Raw genomic sequence first — 20,817 nt, forward strand, 5'->3', positions numbered from 1 at the left:
CCGCGGACGAAGTTGATGTCCTGCCGCTTATATTGCTGTGCCACGAGATCGGCGAGAAGCTGGCGCTGGTCGAGCCGGTCGCCAATTTTCATCTCAAACGTCATGGCCGTATAGGTTTCGACCGAACCGATACCGTAAATGCACGAAACCGATGCCACGATGATGACGTCATCACGCTCGATCAGCGCACGCGTTGCTGCGTGGCGCATCCGGTCGATCTGTTCGTTTACGGTCGATTCTTTTTCGATATAGGTGTCCGACCGCGCCACATAGGCTTCGGGCTGATAGTAATCGTAATAGGAAACGAAATATTCCACGGCATTGTTCGGGAAGAAGTTTTTGAACTCACCGTAAAGCTGCGCTGCAAGCGTCTTGTTCGGCGCAAGAATAAGCGCCGGACGCTGCGTTTCCTGAATGACTTTCGCCATGGTGAAGGTTTTACCGGAGCCGGTGACGCCGAGCAAAACCTGTGTCCGATCTTCGTCGTTCAAACCACTGATCAGGTCTCGGATCGCTGTCGGCTGATCGCCCGATGGCTCGAAGCTCGACTCCATCTCAATCGCAATGCCGCCTTCGGATTTGGCCGGACGGGCAGGGCGGTGTGGTGTCCAAAGCTCGCCATTCTTGAACAGCGGATTGCCGGATTCAATCAGGTCAGACAGCGCTTTGACGGTGGCCGTGGCGCCTGAAGGATTAAGAGCCGTGGCGTCTTCGAGGCTTATATCAAGACCAGCCACAGGATTAAGACCAGCGGCTGCGCGTTCCTTAGCGGAGGCCGCGCCGCCCATCGATGTACCGCGCGCGCTGCGCGTCGCTTCTTTGCTGCGTTCAGGCACCTTTTTAGGTGTCTTCGCTGCTTTGGGTGATTTGGCTTTAGGTTGAGGTTTTTCAGCCTCATCCCCTATCTCTTTCGCCCAGTCGGAAATTGAGCCTGAAAGCGGCGCACCTGAGAAACCGGACTGAGGCGCTTCGCCAAAGCCGCGAGTTTCATCATGCGAATCCTGAGTGTATTTGTCTTTTGAGGAGGCCATGTTCCCAATATGGAATTTCACGGCACAAATGAAAAGGGCGCCCGGATCAAATATGGAACAAATCCGGTGCGCCGCGTCGCAATTCTATATGGCTCCTGACATCAGGCTGTCAGGAGGCGGCAATCACCGTGGCCCGCGTGGACGCCAGCGATCACCGGGGCCGTAGACATTTGGGTGAAAGCCGGGGTGGTCTCGCCAGCCGGGACGATCACCCCAATGTGGACGTGGTTCACCCCACTGGCCGGGTCCGCGCCAACCTGGGCCCGGACGATAAGGGCCGGGGCCCCAGCCGGAACGGTATGGGCGTGGACCCCATCCTGGTCCCCAATTTGGACCATCGTCCCATCGATTGTTGTTTATTGCCGAGCCGATCACCAGCCCGGCAATCAGGGGAATGCCGACGGCTGCGGCAGTCGAGCCGAAATTGTCGTTGGTCGTGTATCCACCACCGCCCGTTTGTACCGCGATGTAATTTGAAGAAGCCCAGCCGTCGAGGCCGGCATAGTTGACGCGACACCAACCATATCCGCTGGTGCAGCCTGCAACGTTGAGAAGGACACCATTCGGAATTCTACCCATTGATGGGTATTGTGTGCCGGGGCCAGTGCGAAGATTTATATTCGCGGTTGCAAGGCCACTATATGCTTCAGCATTCGTTGCAAATAAAACTGCTAATGTAGCAATAGATGATGTAATAATAATCTTCATTTTAGCCCCTGATATGTATTACATGAATTTATACATAGCAGATAATTGTTATTATTACTTTAAAGCCAATATGAATATTTACGGTATGATTAATAATTAAGAGTTTAATTTTTATAGGTGTTTCGTGCCTGATTTGCATGGCTGCGGTGCGCATGTCGCACTTTCCCTTCGGAGAGGCTTGCAGCATACTCAGCGATGACTCTAGTTTTCTGTTTTGACGTGCATCTTTTACGAAACCGCTTCATGCGGTTTGGGATGCGCCTCTGGTGATCGAAGGACCTACTGATGAACGATATTAATGCGCCAAAGGGCATGTTGACTGTACGCACGCAGGCTATGCCTAAAGATACCAATTCGGCTGGTGATATTTTCGGCGGTTGGGTTATGGCGCAGATGGATACGGCCAGCGGCATTCGTGCGGCAGAACGCGCCAAGGGTCGCGTTGTAACAGCTGCGGTGCGTGAAATGTCTTTCGCCAAGCCGGTCAAGATTGGCGACGTCCTTTGTGTTTATACCGAGATTACGCGCGTTGGTCGCACCTCGATTACACTGCGCGTTGAAGCATGGGCTCAGCGCTATCTAGCTGACGAAATGGATCTGGTTACACATGGCGAATTCGTCATGGTGGCGCTCGACAAGAGTGGCCAGCCGACACCAGTTCCGGCTGAGTAAGCAAGTTCGGGAACTGATTCAGCCTGTTTCGCTAAGCTGATGAAATAGAATCGAAAAAGCCCGGGTGATCCGGGCTTTTTTATTACTTGCAGGCACGGTGGCCGCTGCGTCGCTGCATCAGATCGAAGTGAAAATGGTCGGCATGTTCGCGGTTATAGCCAGGCCCAAGAACGGTTGTGAAATAGGAGCAGGCGTCCGAGCGCACGCTGTTGAGCAAGCCTTTTTCGCGGAAAGCAAAGAAGCCGGGCTTGCGCACCGTGATGCTCTTGCCGTTGTTCAGAACGATCTTGGTGACATCGATCGCATTGCCGCGAGAATGCTCCGACATCTTGGCGCCGCGGCGATGGTTCATTGTGCGGCAGGAATAGCCACCGGCATTGTGAATGGTGTTGATACCGGACAGATAACGAAGGCGTGCAGATGGCTGCAAGTCGCCCTTGATCCAGCGCGCAAAGGCTTCTGTCACCTGACAATTCAAAGTCGCGGCAGGTTTGAAAGCGATGGCACCGCTGTTGAAGCCGCTCACTTCAATAGGGTTATCGATACGACAGCTGCCGCTTTGATTGATGGGTGATTTTTCAGTGAAGACAACACCGAGGCGCTTTAGCCGGGTTCGGCAAGCGGCTTCCGAATTGGACATCGTATAGATGTTTTCTGCAGTGCTGACGGGGTTTTGTACAGGTGTCGCAAAACCGTAATCGCCAGTGTAATGCGGCTGGCTCTGTGTCGTCATTTCATTGGCGTTGTTTTCGATTTCCTCCGCCAACCCCACGACACGTTGTTCCTGCGGTGTGTTCACCGAAGCAACAGGGGCAGGCGGGACCATGACATCGGTGTTGCCAATATCTGCCTGCGGTCGCGGCGGCCGTTCTCCGGAGCAGCCTGCAACAAGTGTGAACAGCGCAAGAGATGCCGGTAACAGGTAATGGTGAAAGCGAGTGGACAACGCAAAACTCATGCCCCTGCCTTTCATTTTGGAACCGGGCTTCCGTTCATATTAGCTGATAAGCGTAAACGAACAGTCAGTGAGCCTGTTAAGAGCTGCGGCGCAAATAAGGTGATTTATCGCCCAATTGATGGTCATAAGTCCGACGAAATCTTCATGGCTTTGTGCTAACGCTTAAAAGCGGTTTCGGGCCAAGCCGCGACAGTGTCCTCCCGGTCCCCAAAGTTCTTTCCATGTCAGCACTGATGTCGCCAAGTGTTCTGCCGATCCTGCTTCTGATCGGCTCCAATGTTTTCATGACTTTTGCCTGGTACGGGCATCTCAAGTTCACCAGTACCCCTCTGGTCACTGTCATTTTCATCAGTTGGGGTATTGCTCTGATTGAATATTGTCTGGCTGTGCCGGCAAATCGCATCGGGCACGAAGTTTATTCAGCCGCGCAGCTGAAGACGATGCAGGAAGTGATCACGCTGGTGATATTCAGCCTGTTCTCGGTCTTCTATCTCAAAGAAGCCTTCACCTGGAATCATGTGCTTGGTTTTGCGCTGATCGCAGGCGGAGCGGCCCTTATTTTCCGAGGGTAATTATTCAGCAGCTGCCGGGATTGGTTCCGCTTTACGTTTCCAGAACATCGGAACCAGTTCGACAGCAAGCATCGCTGTAAACAGCAAACCACAGCCGATGAAGCCGATGAAAGTCAGCCGGTCGCCAAGGAAAATTGCGCCAAACATTGCTGCAAAGATCGCTTCGGACGACAGGAAAATCGCAGCCTGCGCCGAGGTGGTGTAGCGTTGGCCGATGGCTTGCAGCGTGAAGGCAATGCCGGATGAAAAGACGCCTGTGAACAGCAGTTCTTTCCAGGTGAGTGCGATGACGTTCCAGTTAATGTCTTCAATTGCTGCGGCGATCAGCAAGCCTGCGACTGCGGCGGTCGCAAACTGAACGCAGCTCAGCGTGATCGGGCGGCCTGCTCGATTGGCACGGCTAATCAACAAAACCTGCATAGCCCAGAAAACAGCACCGGCAATGACAAGCCAGTCGCCTTGCTTGAGAGCGCTTAGTTCCCCGCCTGATAACAGGAATATGCCTGTGAGGCAGGCGATAGCGCTTGGCCAGACAACAGGATGCGGCCAGCTGCGGAAAATAATCACGCCGAGCACCGGTACCATCACGACATAAAGACCTGTCAGGAACCCGGCATTGGTGACGGAGGTGGTGATCAGTCCGATCTGCTGCAGCACAAGGCCGATAAAAAGCGTTGCTCCAACGATCATGAAGTAAAGATAGTTCGAGCCTTTGAGCTTGTGCGGTGAGCGTCTGCTTTCGGCGATTGACCATGGTAGTACGGTCAGGGCGGCAATGGCTGAACGGACACCGATAAACAAAAAGGGGCCTATGCTTGCCATTGCGGTAGACTGCGCGACGAAGCCCATACCCCAAATGACGCCCGCCAAAAGGAGAAGTAAATTTGCCTGAACGCGCGTCATTGATGCCTCATCCCACCAAATAATTCTTTAAGCGGCTCTTGGCTTCTTGAAGCGCAGAGGGTGCTCTAAAGAGAACTGCCCTCTTTCATTTGGATCATCTTCCCGGGGCAGGATATGCTATAGAGAATATTCGGGATAATCGGCAAGGTAGTAGTTTCACTGCGACACTGCTGCACATAAGAAAGCAAATATTTATACGCGGGGAGTTGTTTATGCTTTCATTGAAAAAGAGCAGTAAAGCTATCTTGCTGGCCGGGACGGTTTTTACGTCGATATTGAGCAGTCTTGGCGTCTCTTACGCCGCCTACAAGTTGATCCGCGATACATCCGTCCTGTGTGATTTCGCGCAGAATTGCACATTGTCTCTGACGCCAGTTGCCAGTGACGGTGCGCCGGGATTGGGCATTTATCGCGGTCGTGCTGTGGGCGCAAAGCCTGAACTTCAACTCTCTTATATCGACCCATCGAAAGTGTCGGGTAAGCTGGAGCTATCGATTGATGGCAAGCCCGCTTTGAGTGTCGATGCGTCAGTCATGAAGTTGCAGGATGAACAACTCAACTATGGAGATGCGGACGCGGTCGCCAAATTGATTGAAGCGATGAGGAATGGTCAGAAGCTGCAGCTTAAATTCGCAGGCAAGGTTTCGAACTATTCGCTTTCCGGTTTTGTGGGAGGCTTGATCTATATTGACGAACAGCAATCGCGTGCAGGAACGGTTGATGCACTTCAAGCCAAAGGTGCCAAGTCAGCCCCGCCTGCGCCTGATGTGACCTTGATCAAGGATGTTCAGCAGATTCCCGAACAAGTCCGCAAAGACTTCACTGATGAGGATGGCGTTTGCGGAACATCGAACGGGGATTCGTTCAGCTCCGGTGGCGGTTTTAATGCAAAGATTGCGGATGGACTTAATCTGATCGGAATGCCCTGTGGTTCTCCTGGGGCGTATAATCAGTCTTACGTGTTCTATAGCCAGAGCGAGAATCAGACCGTTCCAATTTCACTGCCGACCATTTCAGATGCTGGACCAAGCACAACGGATCAGGCCTGGAATATTGATTGGTCGCAGTCGAATAAAACGATCACAGCGTTCTTCAAGGGCAGGGGATTGGGTGATTGCGGCATCTATGACGTCTGGAAAGCGACTGACGACGGGGAGGGCAAGGTTCGCTTTGTGCTCGTTGAAGAACGCTCGAAAGGTGATTGCGACGGCAATTATGCGGGCGGCCCCGAAAAGTGGCCAGCGAGCTGGCCTGTATCCGCAAAATAGCTGCGGTTTTGGATACAATTAACAGGCTTAAATTTTTCTTCGTGAAATGATCGACGAAAATGCTATAGTTTAAGCAACATCACTTTGAACGGTTCCGAAGCGTGTGCTTCGGTGACCGTTTTCTTTTTGTGTACCGGCGGGTGAATCCACCTCCCGGGCGGGTGTCTTGTGCCAAACACGGCTCAAGATCAGGCGGGCAACCAAACTGCCGTCGCGCTCATCCTGGAGGGACGTGCGGCGGGCGATGGAAAGGACTGGACTGGGTATGGAAAAGTTCCCAATGACCCCTCGCGGTTTCGAAAACCTCAAGGAAGAACTCCGCACGCGTCAGCAAAATGAACGCCCGCGGATCATTGAGGCAATTGCTGAAGCGCGTGCACATGGCGATCTGTCTGAAAATGCCGAATATCATGCAGCAAAAGAAGCGCAGAGCCTCAATGAAGGTCGAATCAACGAATTGGAAGACCTCGTTGGCCGCGCAGAAGTTATCGACGTTACGAAGCTGACCGGCGACAAGATCAAGTTTGGCGCCACTGTCACGCTTATTGATGAAGATACCGAAGAAGAAAAAATCTATCAGATCGTTGGCGATCAGGAAGCCAATGTGAAGGAAGGTCGTATTTCGATTTCTTCCCCGATCGCGCGTGCGCTGATCGGCAAGGGTGAAGGCGATACCATTGAGGTCAATGCACCCGGCGGTTCGCGCTCCTACGAAATTCTCGGCTTCAAGTTCGCTTGAGTCGGAACGTGTCCGTTCCCGTTGAACAGGTGGAAGTCGTAGCGCCGAACTTCAAGCGCCGCCTTTCGGGTGTGACTTCGACTATCGTACAGCTCATCCCTTTGCAACGCGCAAAGGGATTGGGCATTGCAACAATGGGACCGGGACTTCCTGACAGCCTGCCGCATCTGGGCTGGTCAGCACTTTTCTCATTCTGGAAGAAGCCTGCCAAACGCCGTTTTCGTATCTGGCATGCACGCCGCAATATCGAAATGCTGGCGGGTATTTTCATGCACGATATTCTGCGTATGAAGCTTCGACTGGTATTCACCTCAGCTGCGCAGCGTGACCACAAGCCTTTCACCAAATGGCTGATCCGTCGCATGAATGCGGTGATTGCGACCAGTGGCCGGTCGGGCAGTTTTCTTCAAGTGCCGCATGACGTGATTATGCATGGTGTCGATCTTGAGCGTTTTCATCCGCCCGTTGATTTGGCTGATGCATTTAGCGCGTCAGGGTTGCCGGGCAAATATGCCGTTGGCTGTTTTGGGCGTGTGCGTCATTCCAAAGGCACCGACCTTTTTGTCGACGCCATGATCGCACTTTTACCCAAATATCCGGAATGGACGGCAATTATCACCGGCCGTACGACGCCCGAACATCAGTCGTTCGAGGATGATCTGAAAGCGCGTATTGCTGCTGCAGGTCTTCAGGATCGTATTCTTATCTTAGGTGAAGTGCCGGATATCCGTGTCTGGTACCGCCGGTTGACGCTTTATGTTGCGCCATCGCGTAACGAAGGTTTTGGCCTGACCCCGCTGGAAGCAATGGCTTCAAAAACTGCGGTCGTTGCAAGTGATGCCGGCGCTTATGCCGAAATGATCGTGGATGGCACAGGCAGCTTTGTTGCAGCGGGTGATGGCGATGCGCTTCGCGATGCGATTGAGCCATATCTTGCCGATCCGGCTATGGCGCAGCGCCATGGTGAAAATGCGCTTGCCCATGTGCATGAAGCATTTCCGCTCGAAAAAGAAGCGGACGCTATCAGCGCCGTTTATGAGCGTGTCTTTAACAGCTGAACTTAATTCCAAATAAAAAGAGCGACTGCGCCGGAACGCAGTCGCTCTCATATGGAATATTTATCTCATCAGAGAATCATCAGAGGCTCGTCTTTGACCGGACGAATTGTCAGCGCTGTGCGTACTGAATCCACATTTGGGGCCGCGGTCAGCTCTTCAATGACGAAAGTCTGGAAGGTGTTGAGGTCGCGTGCAACGCAATGAAGCAGGAAGTCGGATTCGCCAGAGACCATCCATGCGCGGCGTACCAGAGGCCACTGCTTCGTTTTCTCCGCAAATGCCTTGAGATCGGCATCAGCCTGACGGTGCAAGCCAACCGAGCAGAAAGCTACCAGATCCTGGCCGAGCGCATTACCATTCAGGATTGCGCGATAGCCACGAATAACGCCGCTTTCCTCGAGTTTGCGTACACGACGCAAGCAAGGAGGGGCCGAGATTCCGACCCGTTCAGCGAGTTCGACATTGGTGATGCGCCCGTCATTCTGGAGCTCCCGAAGGATTTTCCAATCGATATCGTCCAGATCAGCCTTGATAGGCATGCAAAACTCCGCGCGCAAGGATATTTCAGTCGGTTGTAATTATAAAACACTCAGCGCTGGTATAGCGCAATCTAATCCTGCTCATACCAAAAGAAACGACAGGATGTAAACCGCCTAAAGCGTTGTTAGCGCATCCAGAAAGTACGTGTGAACAGGATAAATATGGTTATGAGCTCGAGGCGGCCGACCAACATGAGGAACGAGAGCACCCAAAGTGCGGGGTCATGGATCGTCGAAAAATTGCCCACAGGACCAATTGTATCGCCGAATCCGGGGCCAACATTGGATAATGCGGTCAGTGCGCCAGTGAAGGCCGATACGAAGTCGAGGCCAAGTGAGGCGAGTAAAACGGCGCCGATAATGAGCGATGCGATATAGAGAAACAGATAGAGCAATACGTTCTGGGCGATCTCGCCAGACACTTCTGATGAACCGTACCGGATTTTGATGACAGCGTGGGGCATGACGAGGCGTGCCAGATTGGCTTGTGTCAAGCTCCACAGGATGATGAGACGGTTCATCTTGATGCCGCCGGACGTCGAGCCTGCGCAGCCGCCCAGAAAGGACGCGAGGAAAAAGATGCCTATCGCGGGCGGTCCCCACAGTGAGTAATCTTCGGTTGTAAAGCCGGTGGTTGTGATGACCGAGACAAAGTGGAACGAAGCTGAAATCAGCGCATCGCCAAATGGAACGTTAGAACCAAGGCGCAGTACGACAGCGAGAACGAAGCTGAAACCGATTACGATGGTGAAGAAGAGTTTCACCTGTGGATCTTTCAGCAGTTCTGTACGACGTGGCATAAATGCCTTGATGTATAAAACGAAGGGCAGGGCCGACAGCACCATGAAAACTGTCGAAACAACCAGCAACATTCGGTTGCCTTCATAAAAGCCGAATGAATTATCATGGGTCGAAAAACCGGCCGTCGCAACCGTCGCCAAACCATGATTGATTGCATCGAAGATGCTCATCCCGACAGCGAAATAAGCGATCATGCAGGCGGCTGTCAGGGTGAGATAAGCCAAAATAATGCCAAGCGCGATCTGGTTCATGCGCGGCAGAATTTTTTCCGACTTGTCCGAGTTTTCCATATGGAACAGCGCCAGACCACCAGCTCGCAACGACGGCAGCATTAAGAGGGCCAAGCCGATGAAGCCAACGCCCCCGATCCAGCAAAGCAGAGAGCGCCACAGCAGAATACCGCGCTGCATGTCATCAAGGCCTGTGAGTGCTGTAGCTCCTGTAGACGTCACACCCGACATGGCCTCAAAGAATGCCGTCGCGTAGCTGATTGGCAGATGCGAAAAATAAAGCGGGATAGAGCCAAGAAAACTTGCAGTGAGCCACAGGCAGGCAGTCAGCAAAAAACCAAGACGTGGTGTGAAGCGCGTGTTCTGGTTTTGCGTGGCAAACAGGATCAGCGCGGATAGCGCTCCGGTTGCTGCAGCAGAGCGCACGAAAATCAGCCAGTCATCGCTGCCGTCGCGCAGATCGATGGCTGCAGGCAGCAGCATTGCAACAGCCATAACAAGGCCGAAACGCGCACAGATATTGGCGACTGTCTTATAGATGGCGGTCGGCTCCAGCGTTTTTTAGAAGCTGCTTCATATCCTGTGTGTTTAACGCGGGAAATTGCCAGCTGCAATGTGGTGTGACGTATAGCCATGCCGAAAGGTCACAAGCTGTGGCTAACGGGCTTCAAATGCTGGTCGAACCTTGCAATGGCCAGTTTGCAGACCTACCTTGGCCATAATATCAGGGCATTGGCAGAGCTGAGCGCGAAGGCGATTCTAGTAAGCTTGAAGTCCGCGATTTAAATCGATTTTTGGGACCGGAGAACTACCCATGTCACAGCGTCACGCGCCCGTCATTGTCATCGGCTCAGGTCCGGCAGGATATACAGCAGCCATTTATGCAGCGCGCGCCATGCTCAAGCCGATCATCATTACCGGTTTGCAGCAGGGTGGTCAGCTGATGATCACCACCGATGTGGAAAACTATCCGGGCTATGCCGAACCTGTTCAGGGTCCATGGATGATGGATCAGATGGCGACGCAGGCTCAGAATGTCGGCGCTGAAATTCTTTATGACATCATCACAGAGGTCGATACGAAATCGCGTCCATTCCGCCTGATTGGCGATTCTGGCACGGTTTATACCTGTGATGCGCTGATCATTGCGACCGGTGCGCAGGCTAAGTGGCTGGGGCTCGAGAGCGAACAGACTTTCATGGGTGGCGGCGTTTCAGCTTGTGCGACCTGTGACGGTTTCTTCTATCGCGGCAAAGATGTCGTGGTTGTCGGCGGCGGCAATACCGCTGTCGAGGAAGCGCTTTACCTTTCGCATATTGCGAAGAGTGTGACCGTTGTTCATCGCCGCGAAGGCTTCCGCGCAGAAAAGATCATGCAGGATCGCCTGCTGAACCGCGACAATGTTAAAGTCGTCTGGAACAGCGTCATCGACGAAATCGTCGGCACCGAGGCCAAGCCACCAATGGGCGCGACAGTGACCGGCGTGCGCCTCAAGAATGTTGTCACGGGCGAAACGGCTGTTCACGACGTACATGGCGTTTTCATCGCCATTGGCCACGCACCTGCCGTTTCTTTGTTCGAGGGCAAACTCAAGCAGAAGCCAAACGGCTATCTTTGGACTGCACCTGATTCAACGGCCACAGACGTTCCAGGCATTTTTGCCGCCGGTGACGTTACGGACGATATTTACCGGCAGGCTGTAACGGCAGCAGGTATGGGTTGCATGGCTGCTCTGGAAGCAGAGCGCTGGTTGGCTGCACAGGAACCGCTGCACGAAGCTGCGGAGTAACGAGAGGGGGAGAAGGTGGTCGCACCGCTCGACTGGGATAAACTGCGCATATTCCATGCTGCCGCGGAAGCGGGGTCCTTTACCCATGCCGCGCAGACATTGCATCTGTCGCAATCGGCTATTTCGCGTCAGGTCAGCGCGCTTGAGCAGGATGTCGGCGTTCCGCTGTTTCATCGTCATGCGCGTGGGCTTATTCTGACGGAACAGGGTGAAACGCTCTATCGCACGGCGCATGACGTGCTGATGAAGCTCGAAAATGTCCGCTCCAAACTTGCCGAAAGCAAGGAAAAGCCGACGGGTCGCCTGCGTGTGACCACGACGGTTGGTCTTGGCTCGGGCTGGCTGATCGAGCGCATTCAGGAGTTTGTCGAGCTTTACCCGGATATTCAGCTGCAGCTGATCCTCGATAATGAGGAACTGGATCTGACCATGCGTCATGCGGATTGCGCAATCCGCTTGCGCCAGCCCCAGCAGCCTGACCTCATCCAGCGCCGCCTGTTCACCGTGCATATGCATGTTTATGCCTCTGCGGGTTATGTCTCGAAATATGGGAAGCTGAATTCCATAGACGAGATCGACCAGCATCGGGTTGTGACATTCGGTGAACCTGCTCCAAGCTATCTGACAGGATTGAACTGGCTCGAGATCGCTGGTCGGTCCGATGGCAGCTCACGCATTCCGGTTTTGCAGGTGAATAATCTGCTTTCCATTCGTCGTGCGGTCCAGCGTGGTGTCGGAATTGCGGTGTTGCCTGACTATATGGCGGACAAGGAATCCGGTCTCGTTCAGCTTTTGCCTGAGCTTGAGGAAATCCCATCCTTCGACACGTTCTTCTGTTATCCGGAAGCGCTGAAGAATTCAGCCAAGCTTCATGCTTTCCGTGATTTCCTGTTCTCGAAGGCAAGAAACTGGACCTTCTGATCTTCGTTTTTGACAAGAAAAGGCCGCGCTGGACAATCCAGCGCGGCCTTTTTGTTTTGTGAAGCTATTTGCGTGGCAGCAGACGCTGAACTTCTTTCGATGCATCGGCAAGAGCATCTTCAGGCGTAGCCGACTGCTCAACAACACGCGAGAGGTTGTCGACAATGGTCTGTGTTACCTTGACGCCGTTCGAGCCAGGGAATGCATACCAAGGGATCATGATCGACATCTGGCTCAGACCAGCTTTGAAGAGCGGATTTTCTTCATAGAATTTGCCGAGATATTCATCCGACTTCGCAGCCAGTTCATTGTTCGGCACATAGCCGGTACCTGGTACAACGACCGATGCGCCGTATGGGCCTGCAGCAAATTTGGCAAATTTCCAGGCTGCATCAAGCTTTGCCTGGTCTTCGGTCAGGATGACAACTGCATTACCACCCGTCGGCAAGCGACCCTTTTCAGGGTTAAGCAGTGGAATCTTGGCGGTGCGCATATCGAACTTATCGCCAACATTCTTGATCGTGTTGCGCAGTGCGCCAGTGGTCTGGAATGCGAAGCCTACCTTACCAGCAGCAAAAGCCTGTTCACCCGCAGCCTTGGTCAGAACTGGCATGCCGCCTTCTTTCACCAAGCGATCAACGAGTTTGAAGGCTTCAAGGCCTTCCGGTCCATTAAAGGCAACCTTCTTTTCGTCTTCAGTGAGCATGGTGCCGCCCGCGCCGAAAAGCAGCGCTGAGAACATCCAGTCGTCACCCTGCCAGCGGAAGTCGATGCCTTCATTGCCGTTGCCGAGTGCCTTGATTTTGCCGCCGAGCTCGATCACCTCGTCCCAGGTGGTTGGCGGTGTATCTGGGTTGCCGCCCGCAGCCTTAACCAGATCGGCATTGTAATACATGATCGGGTTTGACGTTGCGAAAGCAAGGCCGACCTGACGATCACCAACGCGAGCAAGGCTTAGCAGGTGATCGGTAAAGCCCTGAGCTTCCAGGTCTGCTTCCTTATCAACGAGCGGCTTCATATCGACGCCGATATTGCGTTCAGCCAGTACGCGCAGACGGTTCAAGCCAGTGAAGGTGATGTCTGGGAGTTCCGACGTGCCAGCCTGACGCATGATTGTCTGGATGCCTTCTTCATAAGTCGCTGAGGGGCTTACGAAGTTGATCTTGATATCTGGATTTTCTTCCATGAACTTCTTCGAGATGTCGGCCATGACATCTTTGAAGAAGCCGGGCATCGGATAATGCACGTTAAGCGTGGTTTCTGCGAAAGCCGGAGAGACGAGGCCGGTTGCAACAGCCAGAGCGGCAAGAGCGCTGGAAAGGCGTTTCATGGTTTAACTCCTTGGGAGGATAAGGGAGGGCGGGGAGGATTTCAGCCTTTGAGGCCGGTTAAAGTAATGCCTTCGATGAAGCGGCGTTGGGCTGCGAGAAACGCGAGGAGAAGCGGCAGGGTGATGATGAGCGTTGCCGCCATCAGTGCGCCATAGTCATCGCCAGCTTCGGCTGCGCGGAAATAGAGGAGGCCGAGCGGTGGTGTGGCCCGTTCCATGCCATTGACGACGATGAGCGGCCAAAACAGATCGTTCCAGTGTGCGACCACCGAAAAGATCGAGAAAGCGGTGATGGCAGGCCACGCATTTGGAACAATGACGCGCATGACGATGCCTGCTTCGGACATTCCATCAAGGCGAGCAGCGCTGATGAGGTCATCCGGAAGAGCACGGAAAAACTGTAGAAACAGGAAAATGCCGAAGACCGAAATGAAGAACGGCGCGCTCAGTGCGAAGTAGCTATTGAGAACGCCAAGCTGATTAAAGCCGACATAGAACGGGAGAGCCGTTGCATGGATCGGAACAAGAAGGCCAAGCATGACCAGCATCATCATCGTGCGCTGACCGCGAAACTGCAGCTTTGCCATTGCATAAGCACACGGTATGGCAATCACCACCTGTACGACGAGAACCAGCCCACAGACGACGACACCGTTAAACAGCAGAAGTCCCATCGGAACGCGCGTCAAAGCTTTGGTGAGGTTATCCCAAAGAGCCCAGTTTTGCGGAATGAGCGAAAGTGAAGAGGAAAAGATATCCTGTTGCGATTTGGCGGCCGTCGATAGCATGAAAATATAGGGTGCCAGAAAAATAAGCGCACCCAATGAAAGCAAGCCGAGACGGAAGGAACGGGCAAAAGTCATTTCTGGTTCCTCAATAATGGGTACGACGGTCCAGCACGCGGAACTGCAGCATCATCAGAACGATCAGCACAGCGAGGAAAATCACGGTCATCGCAGAGGCATAGCCCACGCGCAGATAGACAAAGCCTTCCTGATAAATGGTCCAGAGCAGCACTTCGGATGCTTTATTTGGACCGCCTTCGGTCAGTGTTTTGACTGTCTCAAAGACTTTCACTGCATTGATAATGCTGATTGTCGTTACAAACAGCGTGGTGGGGCCGAGCAGAGGCCAAGTGACCAGACGAAACCGTTCCCAGCTGCTTTTCACGCCATCAACTTCCGCAGCCGAATAAAGTTCGCGTGGTATCGCGGTCAGGCCAGCAAGAAACAAAACCATGTTGAAACCGACGCTTTGCCAGACGCCAATGAGTGCAAGGCTAAAGAGCACGGTATCGCTGGAGCCTAGCCAGTTGGGACCGGTAATGCCGATCATCCCAAGCATTGCGTTTACCGGACCAAGCGTTGGATGCAGCAGATATTGCCAGACGGTTGCCATGGCGACGAGAAGCGAAGCCACAGGAAGGAAGTAAACCGTGCGGAAAAATGATTTGCCGCGAACTTCGCTTTCAATAAGAAGCGCCACGCCAAGGCCCAGAAAAACGGAAGCCGGAGCTACGATAGCTGTGTAAACTGCCGTGTTTTTGAGTGAGATCAAAAACGTGCGGTCGGTGAATAACTCGCGGTAGTTATCAAGGCCGATAAATTCAAAGCCGTCATAGCCCAACTCGAAATTGGTGAGGCTCCAGAAGATCACAGCTGCTGTCGGTAACAGGATCAAAAGTGCTGTGAGGAGAATGGCCGGTGCTGCAAGTTTCCAGGCAAGGCGTTCTTCACGTCGGCGTGCCTTTTCTGCAGCCGTGCGAGCGTTAGTTAAACCCGTGTGAGGAAGAGCGGCGTCAGACATGAGCTGGCGCCTTTTCCCGCGGGGCAAGTTGTATTGCATTTCCGGCGGGTTGACGCAGACGCAGACCGTCGTCGCCAAAAAGATAGGCGTTGTCTGCATCAAAATGTAGGCCAACGGCTAAACCCGCTGCAATATGTTTTGCGTTCGCGGGATCAAGCTTGACTGTCAGATCCTGTGACGCGCCGGGAGCTTTTACATAGATCAACACTTCCGAGCCCAGGAACTCAATCCGCGAAACCGTGGCAGTGATACCGGTTCTGTCGTGTGGAACGATGCGGAAATGTTCGGGCCTGATGCCGACGCGGATTTGCGTGCCAGAATGTGCCGCGATGCCTTGCAGTATCGCGCGGCCAGCAAAATGGACGATGCCATTGTCGCTCACCAGAGCGTCAAGGATATTGATGCGCGGTGTGCCGATAAACTGAGCGACTTCAATATGTTTTGGATCATTATAGATCGCAGTTGGCGTATCAATCTGCAGTAACTTACCGCCCATCATGACGGCCACACGGTCGGCCATGCTCAGGGCTTCAGCCTGATCGTGCGTTACATAGATCGTCGGCACACCGGCGCGGCGATGTAGCTCCACGATTTCCGCGCGGGTGTGAACACGCAGATTGGCGTCGAGGTTGGACAGCGGCTCATCCATTAGAAACGCGCCGGGCTGACGGACAAGAGCACGGGCAAGCGCAACACGCTGGCGCTGGCCACCCGACATTTGGCCCGGCTTGCGATCAAGCAGATGATCGATTTTAAGGCTGGTTGCTGTCGCTTTGACCTGCTTTTGGATGGCTGCTCGCTTCTTGCGTTGCCCCGGAACGAGTACGCCGACCAGTGGAAAGCGTTCCAGAGTGGTCATATCGCGCATGGCAAGAGGAACCGCGATGTTCTGCGCTGCCGTTAAATGCGGATAAAGTGCATAGGATTGAAAGACCATCGCCATGTTGCGGTCAGCAGGATGGGCGCCTGTGATATCGCGTCCGGCAATGGCAATGCTGCCTTCATCGGCGTGATCAAGGCCTGCTAGAATGCGCAGCAACGTGCTCTTGCCACAACCTGACGGACCCACGAGTGCAATAAACTCGCCTTCTGCGGCCTCAATGGAAATACCGTCAAGGATCTGATTGTTGCCGTAAGACTTGCTGATATCGCGAAGGACAAGCGTGCTCACTGAGTAGCCTCCTCAGCAAGCTTTTCCGCCTCACCATCGCCCGTGTGATGCGGATAGACTTCATGCACCACATCATCAATGACGTAAGGTGTAAGCTCTTCAATACGGACGATTTCACTTTCTACTGTTTCGCCGAGGTCGTGGATAGCTGCTCCCAGAATACGCTCACCGGGCAGGTCACGTTCCATGGCGCCCACTATGAATGCTGCTGCCGGTGCCCAGATATAGCTTGTACCATAAGCTTCCCCAGCCCATGCGCGGTGAAGATGGCCGCTTGCATGAAGCTTTACATTATTGGCAGCAAACAGATCGTAGAGGCGCTGACGTGGAGCGGGACGAATACCCCAGTAACCCGTGTCCCCTTCATCTGGCTGATCGACGAAAACCGGCTTATGCGCAAAAATAGCAACAGGCTTGCCATCGCTGTTATTCAGCTCTGCCTCAAGCCATTGGAACTGTTCTTCTTCCTCAGCGGAGTCAGCACCGATAATCAGGCTGTTAAGCCCAATGATGCGCCAGTCGCCGAGATCTTTAGCCCAGTAGTCTGGACCGAAATGATCACGCCAACGCGTCAGGCGCTGCATGTTGACAGGTTGATGGCTGCCGGGCAGGTGGCCGATGTCGTGATTGCCGGGAAGGCTCAGCACAGGGGCGGAAAGTTCGGCGATACGTTCGCGGCAGAAAGCGAGATCCGCTTCCATGTCTGCACCGTCAACCGTCAGGTCGCCGGTGTGAATGATGAGATCCGGCTTTTGTTCTTCAATCCACGCAACAAGGGGTGCCCAATTGCTGTTGAAGTGCGACTTGGTTGGGCTGAGGTGGGTGTCGGTAATCTGGACGATACGCAAGATGGCGCTCCTTGTTGGATAAGGGGTGCGCTGCAGCATGTGCCGTTTCGGCATTCAAAAAGGATGGCTGCGGCCTTGCGAGGGCTTCTATGCCTCTTCTGTGACAAGTCAGATTCAGTGCCATGATAGTTTCATGACAGCGGCGGATGCTTTCGATCTACGGAAGTGATTTGCTATTTTTAGAGGCAGTGATTGTTCGGCTATGCCTTCTGTTTGGGCGGCTCTATAATAGCCAGTTAAGAAAGTCGGATAAGTGGTTAATCTCTAACTCTATGAATATATTGACTTTTTATTGATTTTCTAGCCATGCAAAAAACGCATAGCTGTATTGCGCTAAAGTTGCATTGCAAAAACAATTAGCACAAGGCATATATAAGTCATCTCAGCGCTGCGTTTCCTCCTCCCATTTGCGCGCGCTGAGTGTTCCCCTCTGGAGGTTCGCCTTGAAGGCACCTTCAAAACTCAAAGCCAGACATTTGTCTGGCTTTTTTTTTGGCTTTTCGCCAGATCTTGGTTTTTCTCTTGAGGTGAAGATACGAAAAAGGGGCCTTTCGGCCCCTTCGTCATTTGTATTTGTAGCTTTTAACGCAGGCTTGCGCAGAAGCGCTGAATGCGTGAGCAGGCTTCTTCAAGCAGTTCGTCGGATGTCGCATAAGAAATGCGGAAGTTTGGTCCAAGGCCGAAAGCCGAACCATGAACGACTGCAACGCCTTCTGCTTCGAGCAGCTCAGTTACGAAGTCTTCGTCGGTTTCGATGACTTTGCCAGCTTCAGTCTTCTTGCCGATCAGGCCTGCACAGGATGGGTAAACGTAGAATGCACCTTCTGGCGTTGGGCAATGAATGCCGGTTGCCTGATTGAGCATCGATACGACCAGATCGCGGCGAGCCTGGAAGATCTTCTTGTTTTCCGGAATGAAGTCCTGCGTGCCGTTGAGCGCTTCAACAGCGGCCCATTGAGCGATGGAGCAAGCGCCGGAGGTCTGCTGACCCTGCACCATGTCCATAGCCTTGATGAGCTGCAGCGGGCCTGCGGCATAACCAATACGCCAGCCGGTCATTGCATAGGCCTTCGATACGCCGTTCATGGTGAGCGTACGATCATAGAGCGAAGGTTCAACCTGTGCAGGCGTCGTGAAGACGAAATCGCCATAGACGAGATGTTCATACATGTCGTCGGTGAGGATCCATACCTGCGGATGACGGACGAGAACGTCGGTCAGAGCCTTCAGTTCTGCTTCAGTGTATGCCGAGCCGGTTGGGTTCGATGGCGAGTTGAAGATCAGCCACTTGGTCTTTGGCGTGATCGCCTTTTCAAGATCGCTTGCTGTCAGCTTGAAGTTGTCTTCGATCTTCGTGTTGACGAAAACTGGCGTGCCGCCGTTGATCGCAACCATTTCCGGGTAGCTTACCCAGTATGGGGCAGGCACGATCACTTCATCACCTGGGTTCAGGGTCGCCATGAAAGCGTTAAACAGGATCTGCTTGCCGCCGGTTCCGACGATGACCTGTTCCGGCTTATAGTCGAGGCCATTTTCGCGCTTGAACTTAGCAACGATGGCCTGACGCAGCTCAGGAATACCAGCAACTGGCGTGTACTTGGTTTCGCCGCGATTGATCGCGTCGATGGCAGCCTTCTTGATATTGTCTGGTGTGTCGAAATCGGGTTCGCCCGCTCCGAGACCAATCACGTCCTTGCCCTTGGCTTTCAGTTCACGTGCTTTCTGGCTGACCGCGATGGTTGCAGATGGCTTTACACGAGAAAGGGCGTCGGCGAGAAATGCCATGATAGATCTCCATAGATGGCAGGATCAGATAACCGGCACCGGGCACGGTCCGGTTTTGCGGACTTTCTATGTCGCATCGGCGCACGAATCGCAACAAAAGCTTTGCATTTTCGCAAGAAATTCCGGTTTCTCGCGCGATTGTGTTGCTGAAAAGTTCTGATCCATCAGAGATCCGCACATATTCGTTCAATGAAACTGATTGGACAGCTTTCAGTCTGACGGACATGTTATACCGGTACAGGAGAAGCAAATGCTCACGATCTATTCACAGCCAGATTCCGGAAATTGCTATAAGCCACGGCTTTTGCTTGCAAAACTCGGTAAGCCTTTCAAGCACGTCACCGTTTCATCCCTCGACGGTTCGACGCGAGCACCTGAATATCTGGCGAAAAACCCGAATGGTAAGGTTCCGCTCCTTGAACTGGAAGATGGTCGCTTTCTTGCCGAATCGAATGCCATGCTTCTCCATCTGGCTGAGGGGACGCCCTATCTGCCGAAAGACGCTTATGAGCGGGCGTTGGTGTATCAGTGGCTATTCTTCGAACAATATAGCCATGAGCCTTATGTCGCTGTGCGCCGTGCCTTGATGGTCTATCCGGAGCGCGCCCGTGATGCGACGCCTGAACGTCTGGCATCGACGCTTGCGGGTGGCGACAAAGCGCTCGGCGTTATGGAAGAGCAATTGAAGAAGACACCTTTCCTGGCAGGTGACAGCCTGACGGTGGCTGATATTGCTCTTTATGCTTATACGCATGAGGCGCATCGGGGCGGCTTCAACATGGATCGCTATCCGGCAGTCAATGCGTGGCTTAAGCGCGTAGCAGCCGATGAAGGGCATGTTTCGATGGACTGGCTGCCTTAATGTTCAGAGCGGTTCCAGTTAATATTAAATCGTTGGAACCGCTCCATCTTTTTGTTTTACGCATTATCCCCACGCAACACCGCTTCGCAGTTTTGCTGGAAATGCTTTAATGGCCCATGAGGTCGCGCAAGCTACGCGTGGCCATGACTTTATAAGCCTTAATCAGCGCATCACATTCATCCTCCGCAACCTCGACGGCGATGCGCATGGTGGATTCGCCAAAATGCATCAGCAGAAAAGCGGTTTCGTCCAGCTGGGCGGTGTCTTTATCGGGTGCGATCCGACGGATTGTATCCGCTAGCAGTTTGCCATTCTGGCGGCTTTCGGCAATCTCGAGCTTCGACAGGGATTTATCGGTCTGCGTGGCCGACCATATATCGCGCATTGCCGGTTCCAGCCGCATCAAAGCCAGATACTCGTCAATCAAGGCATTAAATGCAGCAATCAATTCGTCGCTTGAATTTGCTGCGGCAAGTCCATCTTCGATGCACTGACGCGATTGCGCGTTACAGCTTTCAAACAGATACCGGATCAAGGCGCTTTTATCAGGAAAATACTGATAGAGCGCACCGATCGAAATGCCGGCCTGCTGGGCAATTTCGCTCATCTTCAGACTGTCGCTGCCCTTTGTGGCGATCAGCGCGGTCGCGCATTCCGTTATGCGGCGGATTTTTTCCTGTGCCCGGCTCTGACTGGGTGTGCGCCGCAGGATTGCCGCACCGATTGCTTCTGTTTCCGTACCCGAATTCTGCTTCATGACCGACTCACATTATCCGCTCTTGACAGAATATGAGGATTGCTCACATATTGCAAATATGAGGGATGC

At 53.3% G+C, this 20,817-nt stretch carries 20 protein-coding genes and 2 pseudogenes; 8 read left to right on the plus strand and 14 right to left on the minus strand.

All coding sequences use genetic code 11. The features are described 5' to 3' along the window. A pseudogene (locus RT142_RS08045) lies at positions 1-1,031 on the minus strand (DEAD/DEAH box helicase family protein); the annotation flags it as partial. Between the two features lie 123 nt (positions 1,032-1,154). After that, the gene (locus RT142_RS08050) at positions 1,155-1,739 is read right to left on the minus strand and encodes an SH3 domain-containing protein (RefSeq protein WP_007875959.1); all 585 of its coding nucleotides are present in this window, start codon (positions 1,737-1,739) and stop codon (positions 1,155-1,157) included. Positions 1,740-2,024: 285 nt separating this feature from the next. Here RT142_RS08050 and RT142_RS08055 point away from each other — a divergent pair, with 285 nt between their 5' ends. Next, positions 2,025-2,411 carry an acyl-CoA thioesterase gene (locus RT142_RS08055; RefSeq protein WP_007875958.1) on the plus strand — a complete coding sequence of 129 codons (387 nt, stop codon included), beginning with the start codon at positions 2,025-2,027 and terminating at the stop codon, positions 2,409-2,411. Between the two features lie 82 nt (positions 2,412-2,493). On the opposite strand, the gene RT142_RS08060 is transcribed toward RT142_RS08055, so the two are convergent. Continuing rightward, on the minus strand, positions 2,494-3,369 hold the full coding sequence (locus RT142_RS08060) for an extensin family protein (protein ID WP_313028260.1): 876 nt from the start codon (positions 3,367-3,369) through the stop codon (positions 2,494-2,496). Between the two features lie 221 nt (positions 3,370-3,590). Between RT142_RS08060 and RT142_RS08065 the strand changes: the two genes are divergently transcribed. After that, positions 3,591-3,941, plus strand: a complete 351-nt coding sequence (locus tag RT142_RS08065; RefSeq protein ID WP_064320859.1) for a DMT family protein — start codon at positions 3,591-3,593, stop codon at positions 3,939-3,941. Here the strand turns inward: RT142_RS08065 and RT142_RS08070 are convergent, their stop codons facing one another. Then, complete coding sequence (locus RT142_RS08070) at positions 3,942-4,844, minus strand: DMT family transporter (protein WP_113160052.1); 903 nt, start codon at positions 4,842-4,844, stop codon at positions 3,942-3,944. Between the two features lie 212 nt (positions 4,845-5,056). Between RT142_RS08070 and RT142_RS08075 the strand changes: the two genes are divergently transcribed. From RT142_RS08075 to RT142_RS08085, 3 genes are all read left to right on the plus strand, one after another. Beyond that, on the plus strand, positions 5,057-6,112 hold the full coding sequence (locus RT142_RS08075) for a DUF1176 domain-containing protein (protein WP_113160051.1): 1,056 nt from the start codon (positions 5,057-5,059) through the stop codon (positions 6,110-6,112). Between the two features lie 265 nt (positions 6,113-6,377). Beyond that, positions 6,378-6,851, plus strand: coding sequence for a transcription elongation factor GreA (greA, locus tag RT142_RS08080; protein ID WP_007875950.1), 474 nt, complete (start codon positions 6,378-6,380; stop codon positions 6,849-6,851). An 8-nt stretch (positions 6,852-6,859) separates the two neighbouring features. Beyond that, positions 6,860-7,909 carry a glycosyltransferase family 4 protein gene (locus RT142_RS08085; RefSeq protein WP_409558573.1) on the plus strand — a complete coding sequence of 350 codons (1,050 nt, stop codon included), beginning with the start codon at positions 6,860-6,862 and terminating at the stop codon, positions 7,907-7,909. 68 nt (positions 7,910-7,977) lie between these two features. On the opposite strand, the gene RT142_RS08090 is transcribed toward RT142_RS08085, so the two are convergent. Together RT142_RS08090 and RT142_RS08095 are read right to left on the minus strand one after the other, a co-directional pair. Next, the gene (locus tag RT142_RS08090) at positions 7,978-8,448 is read right to left on the minus strand and encodes an Lrp/AsnC family transcriptional regulator (RefSeq protein ID WP_007875947.1); all 471 of its coding nucleotides are present in this window, start codon (positions 8,446-8,448) and stop codon (positions 7,978-7,980) included. 125 nt (positions 8,449-8,573) lie between these two features. Then, positions 8,574-9,974, minus strand: a complete 1,401-nt coding sequence (locus tag RT142_RS08095) for a TrkH family potassium uptake protein (protein ID WP_007875946.1) — start codon at positions 9,972-9,974, stop codon at positions 8,574-8,576. A gap of 319 nt (positions 9,975-10,293) precedes the next feature. Between RT142_RS08095 and trxB the strand changes: the two genes are divergently transcribed. Together trxB and RT142_RS08105 are read left to right on the plus strand one after the other, a co-directional pair. Continuing rightward, a complete protein-coding gene (gene trxB / locus RT142_RS08100) occupies positions 10,294-11,268 on the plus strand; it encodes a thioredoxin-disulfide reductase (RefSeq protein WP_007875945.1) in 975 nt (324 codons plus the stop codon). A gap of 15 nt (positions 11,269-11,283) precedes the next feature. Further along, complete coding sequence (locus RT142_RS08105; RefSeq protein WP_007875944.1) at positions 11,284-12,189, plus strand: LysR family transcriptional regulator; 906 nt, start codon at positions 11,284-11,286, stop codon at positions 12,187-12,189. 64 nt (positions 12,190-12,253) lie between these two features. Here the strand turns inward: RT142_RS08105 and RT142_RS08110 are convergent, their stop codons facing one another. The 7 genes and pseudogenes from RT142_RS08110 to RT142_RS08140 form a co-directional block, all read right to left on the minus strand. Beyond that, positions 12,254-13,519, minus strand: coding sequence for an ABC transporter substrate-binding protein (locus tag RT142_RS08110; protein ID WP_113485350.1), 1,266 nt, complete (start codon positions 13,517-13,519; stop codon positions 12,254-12,256). 41 nt (positions 13,520-13,560) lie between these two features. Beyond that, positions 13,561-14,382, minus strand: coding sequence for a carbohydrate ABC transporter permease (locus RT142_RS08115; RefSeq protein ID WP_007875942.1), 822 nt, complete (start codon positions 14,380-14,382; stop codon positions 13,561-13,563). Positions 14,383-14,392: 10 nt separating this feature from the next. Continuing rightward, positions 14,393-15,325: a carbohydrate ABC transporter permease gene (locus RT142_RS08120; RefSeq protein WP_064320852.1), complete on the minus strand. Its 933-nt coding sequence runs from the start codon at positions 15,323-15,325 to the stop codon at positions 14,393-14,395. Continuing rightward, positions 15,318-16,496, minus strand: coding sequence for an ABC transporter ATP-binding protein (locus RT142_RS08125; RefSeq protein WP_007875940.1), 1,179 nt, complete (start codon positions 16,494-16,496; stop codon positions 15,318-15,320). The genes RT142_RS08120 and RT142_RS08125 overlap by 8 nt, the downstream gene beginning before the upstream one ends. Continuing rightward, entirely contained in the window at positions 16,493-17,344 is an 852-nt protein-coding gene (locus RT142_RS08130; protein WP_313028265.1) for a metallophosphoesterase, read from the minus strand. Before RT142_RS08130 ends, RT142_RS08125 begins: the two co-directional genes overlap by 4 nt. A 377-nt stretch (positions 17,345-17,721) precedes the next feature. Next, a pseudogene (locus RT142_RS08135) lies at positions 17,722-17,911 on the minus strand (hypothetical protein). Between the two features lie 15 nt (positions 17,912-17,926). Then, complete coding sequence (locus tag RT142_RS08140; RefSeq protein ID WP_007875930.1) at positions 17,927-19,129, minus strand: pyridoxal phosphate-dependent aminotransferase; 1,203 nt, start codon at positions 19,127-19,129, stop codon at positions 17,927-17,929. A 250-nt stretch (positions 19,130-19,379) separates the two neighbouring features. On the opposite strand from RT142_RS08140, the gene RT142_RS08145 reads away from it, so the two are divergent. Next, entirely contained in the window at positions 19,380-19,991 is a 612-nt protein-coding gene (locus tag RT142_RS08145; protein ID WP_313028266.1) for a glutathione S-transferase family protein, read from the plus strand. 106 nt (positions 19,992-20,097) lie between these two features. On the opposite strand, the gene RT142_RS08150 is transcribed toward RT142_RS08145, so the two are convergent. After that, a complete protein-coding gene (locus tag RT142_RS08150) occupies positions 20,098-20,748 on the minus strand; it encodes a TetR/AcrR family transcriptional regulator (protein WP_313028267.1) in 651 nt (216 codons plus the stop codon). Positions 20,749-20,817: the final 69 nt, after the last annotated feature.

The sequence above is a fragment of the Brucella sp. genome (genome assembly GCF_032066345.1).
Classification (GTDB): Bacteria; Pseudomonadota; Alphaproteobacteria; order Rhizobiales; family Rhizobiaceae; genus Brucella; species Brucella pseudogrignonensis.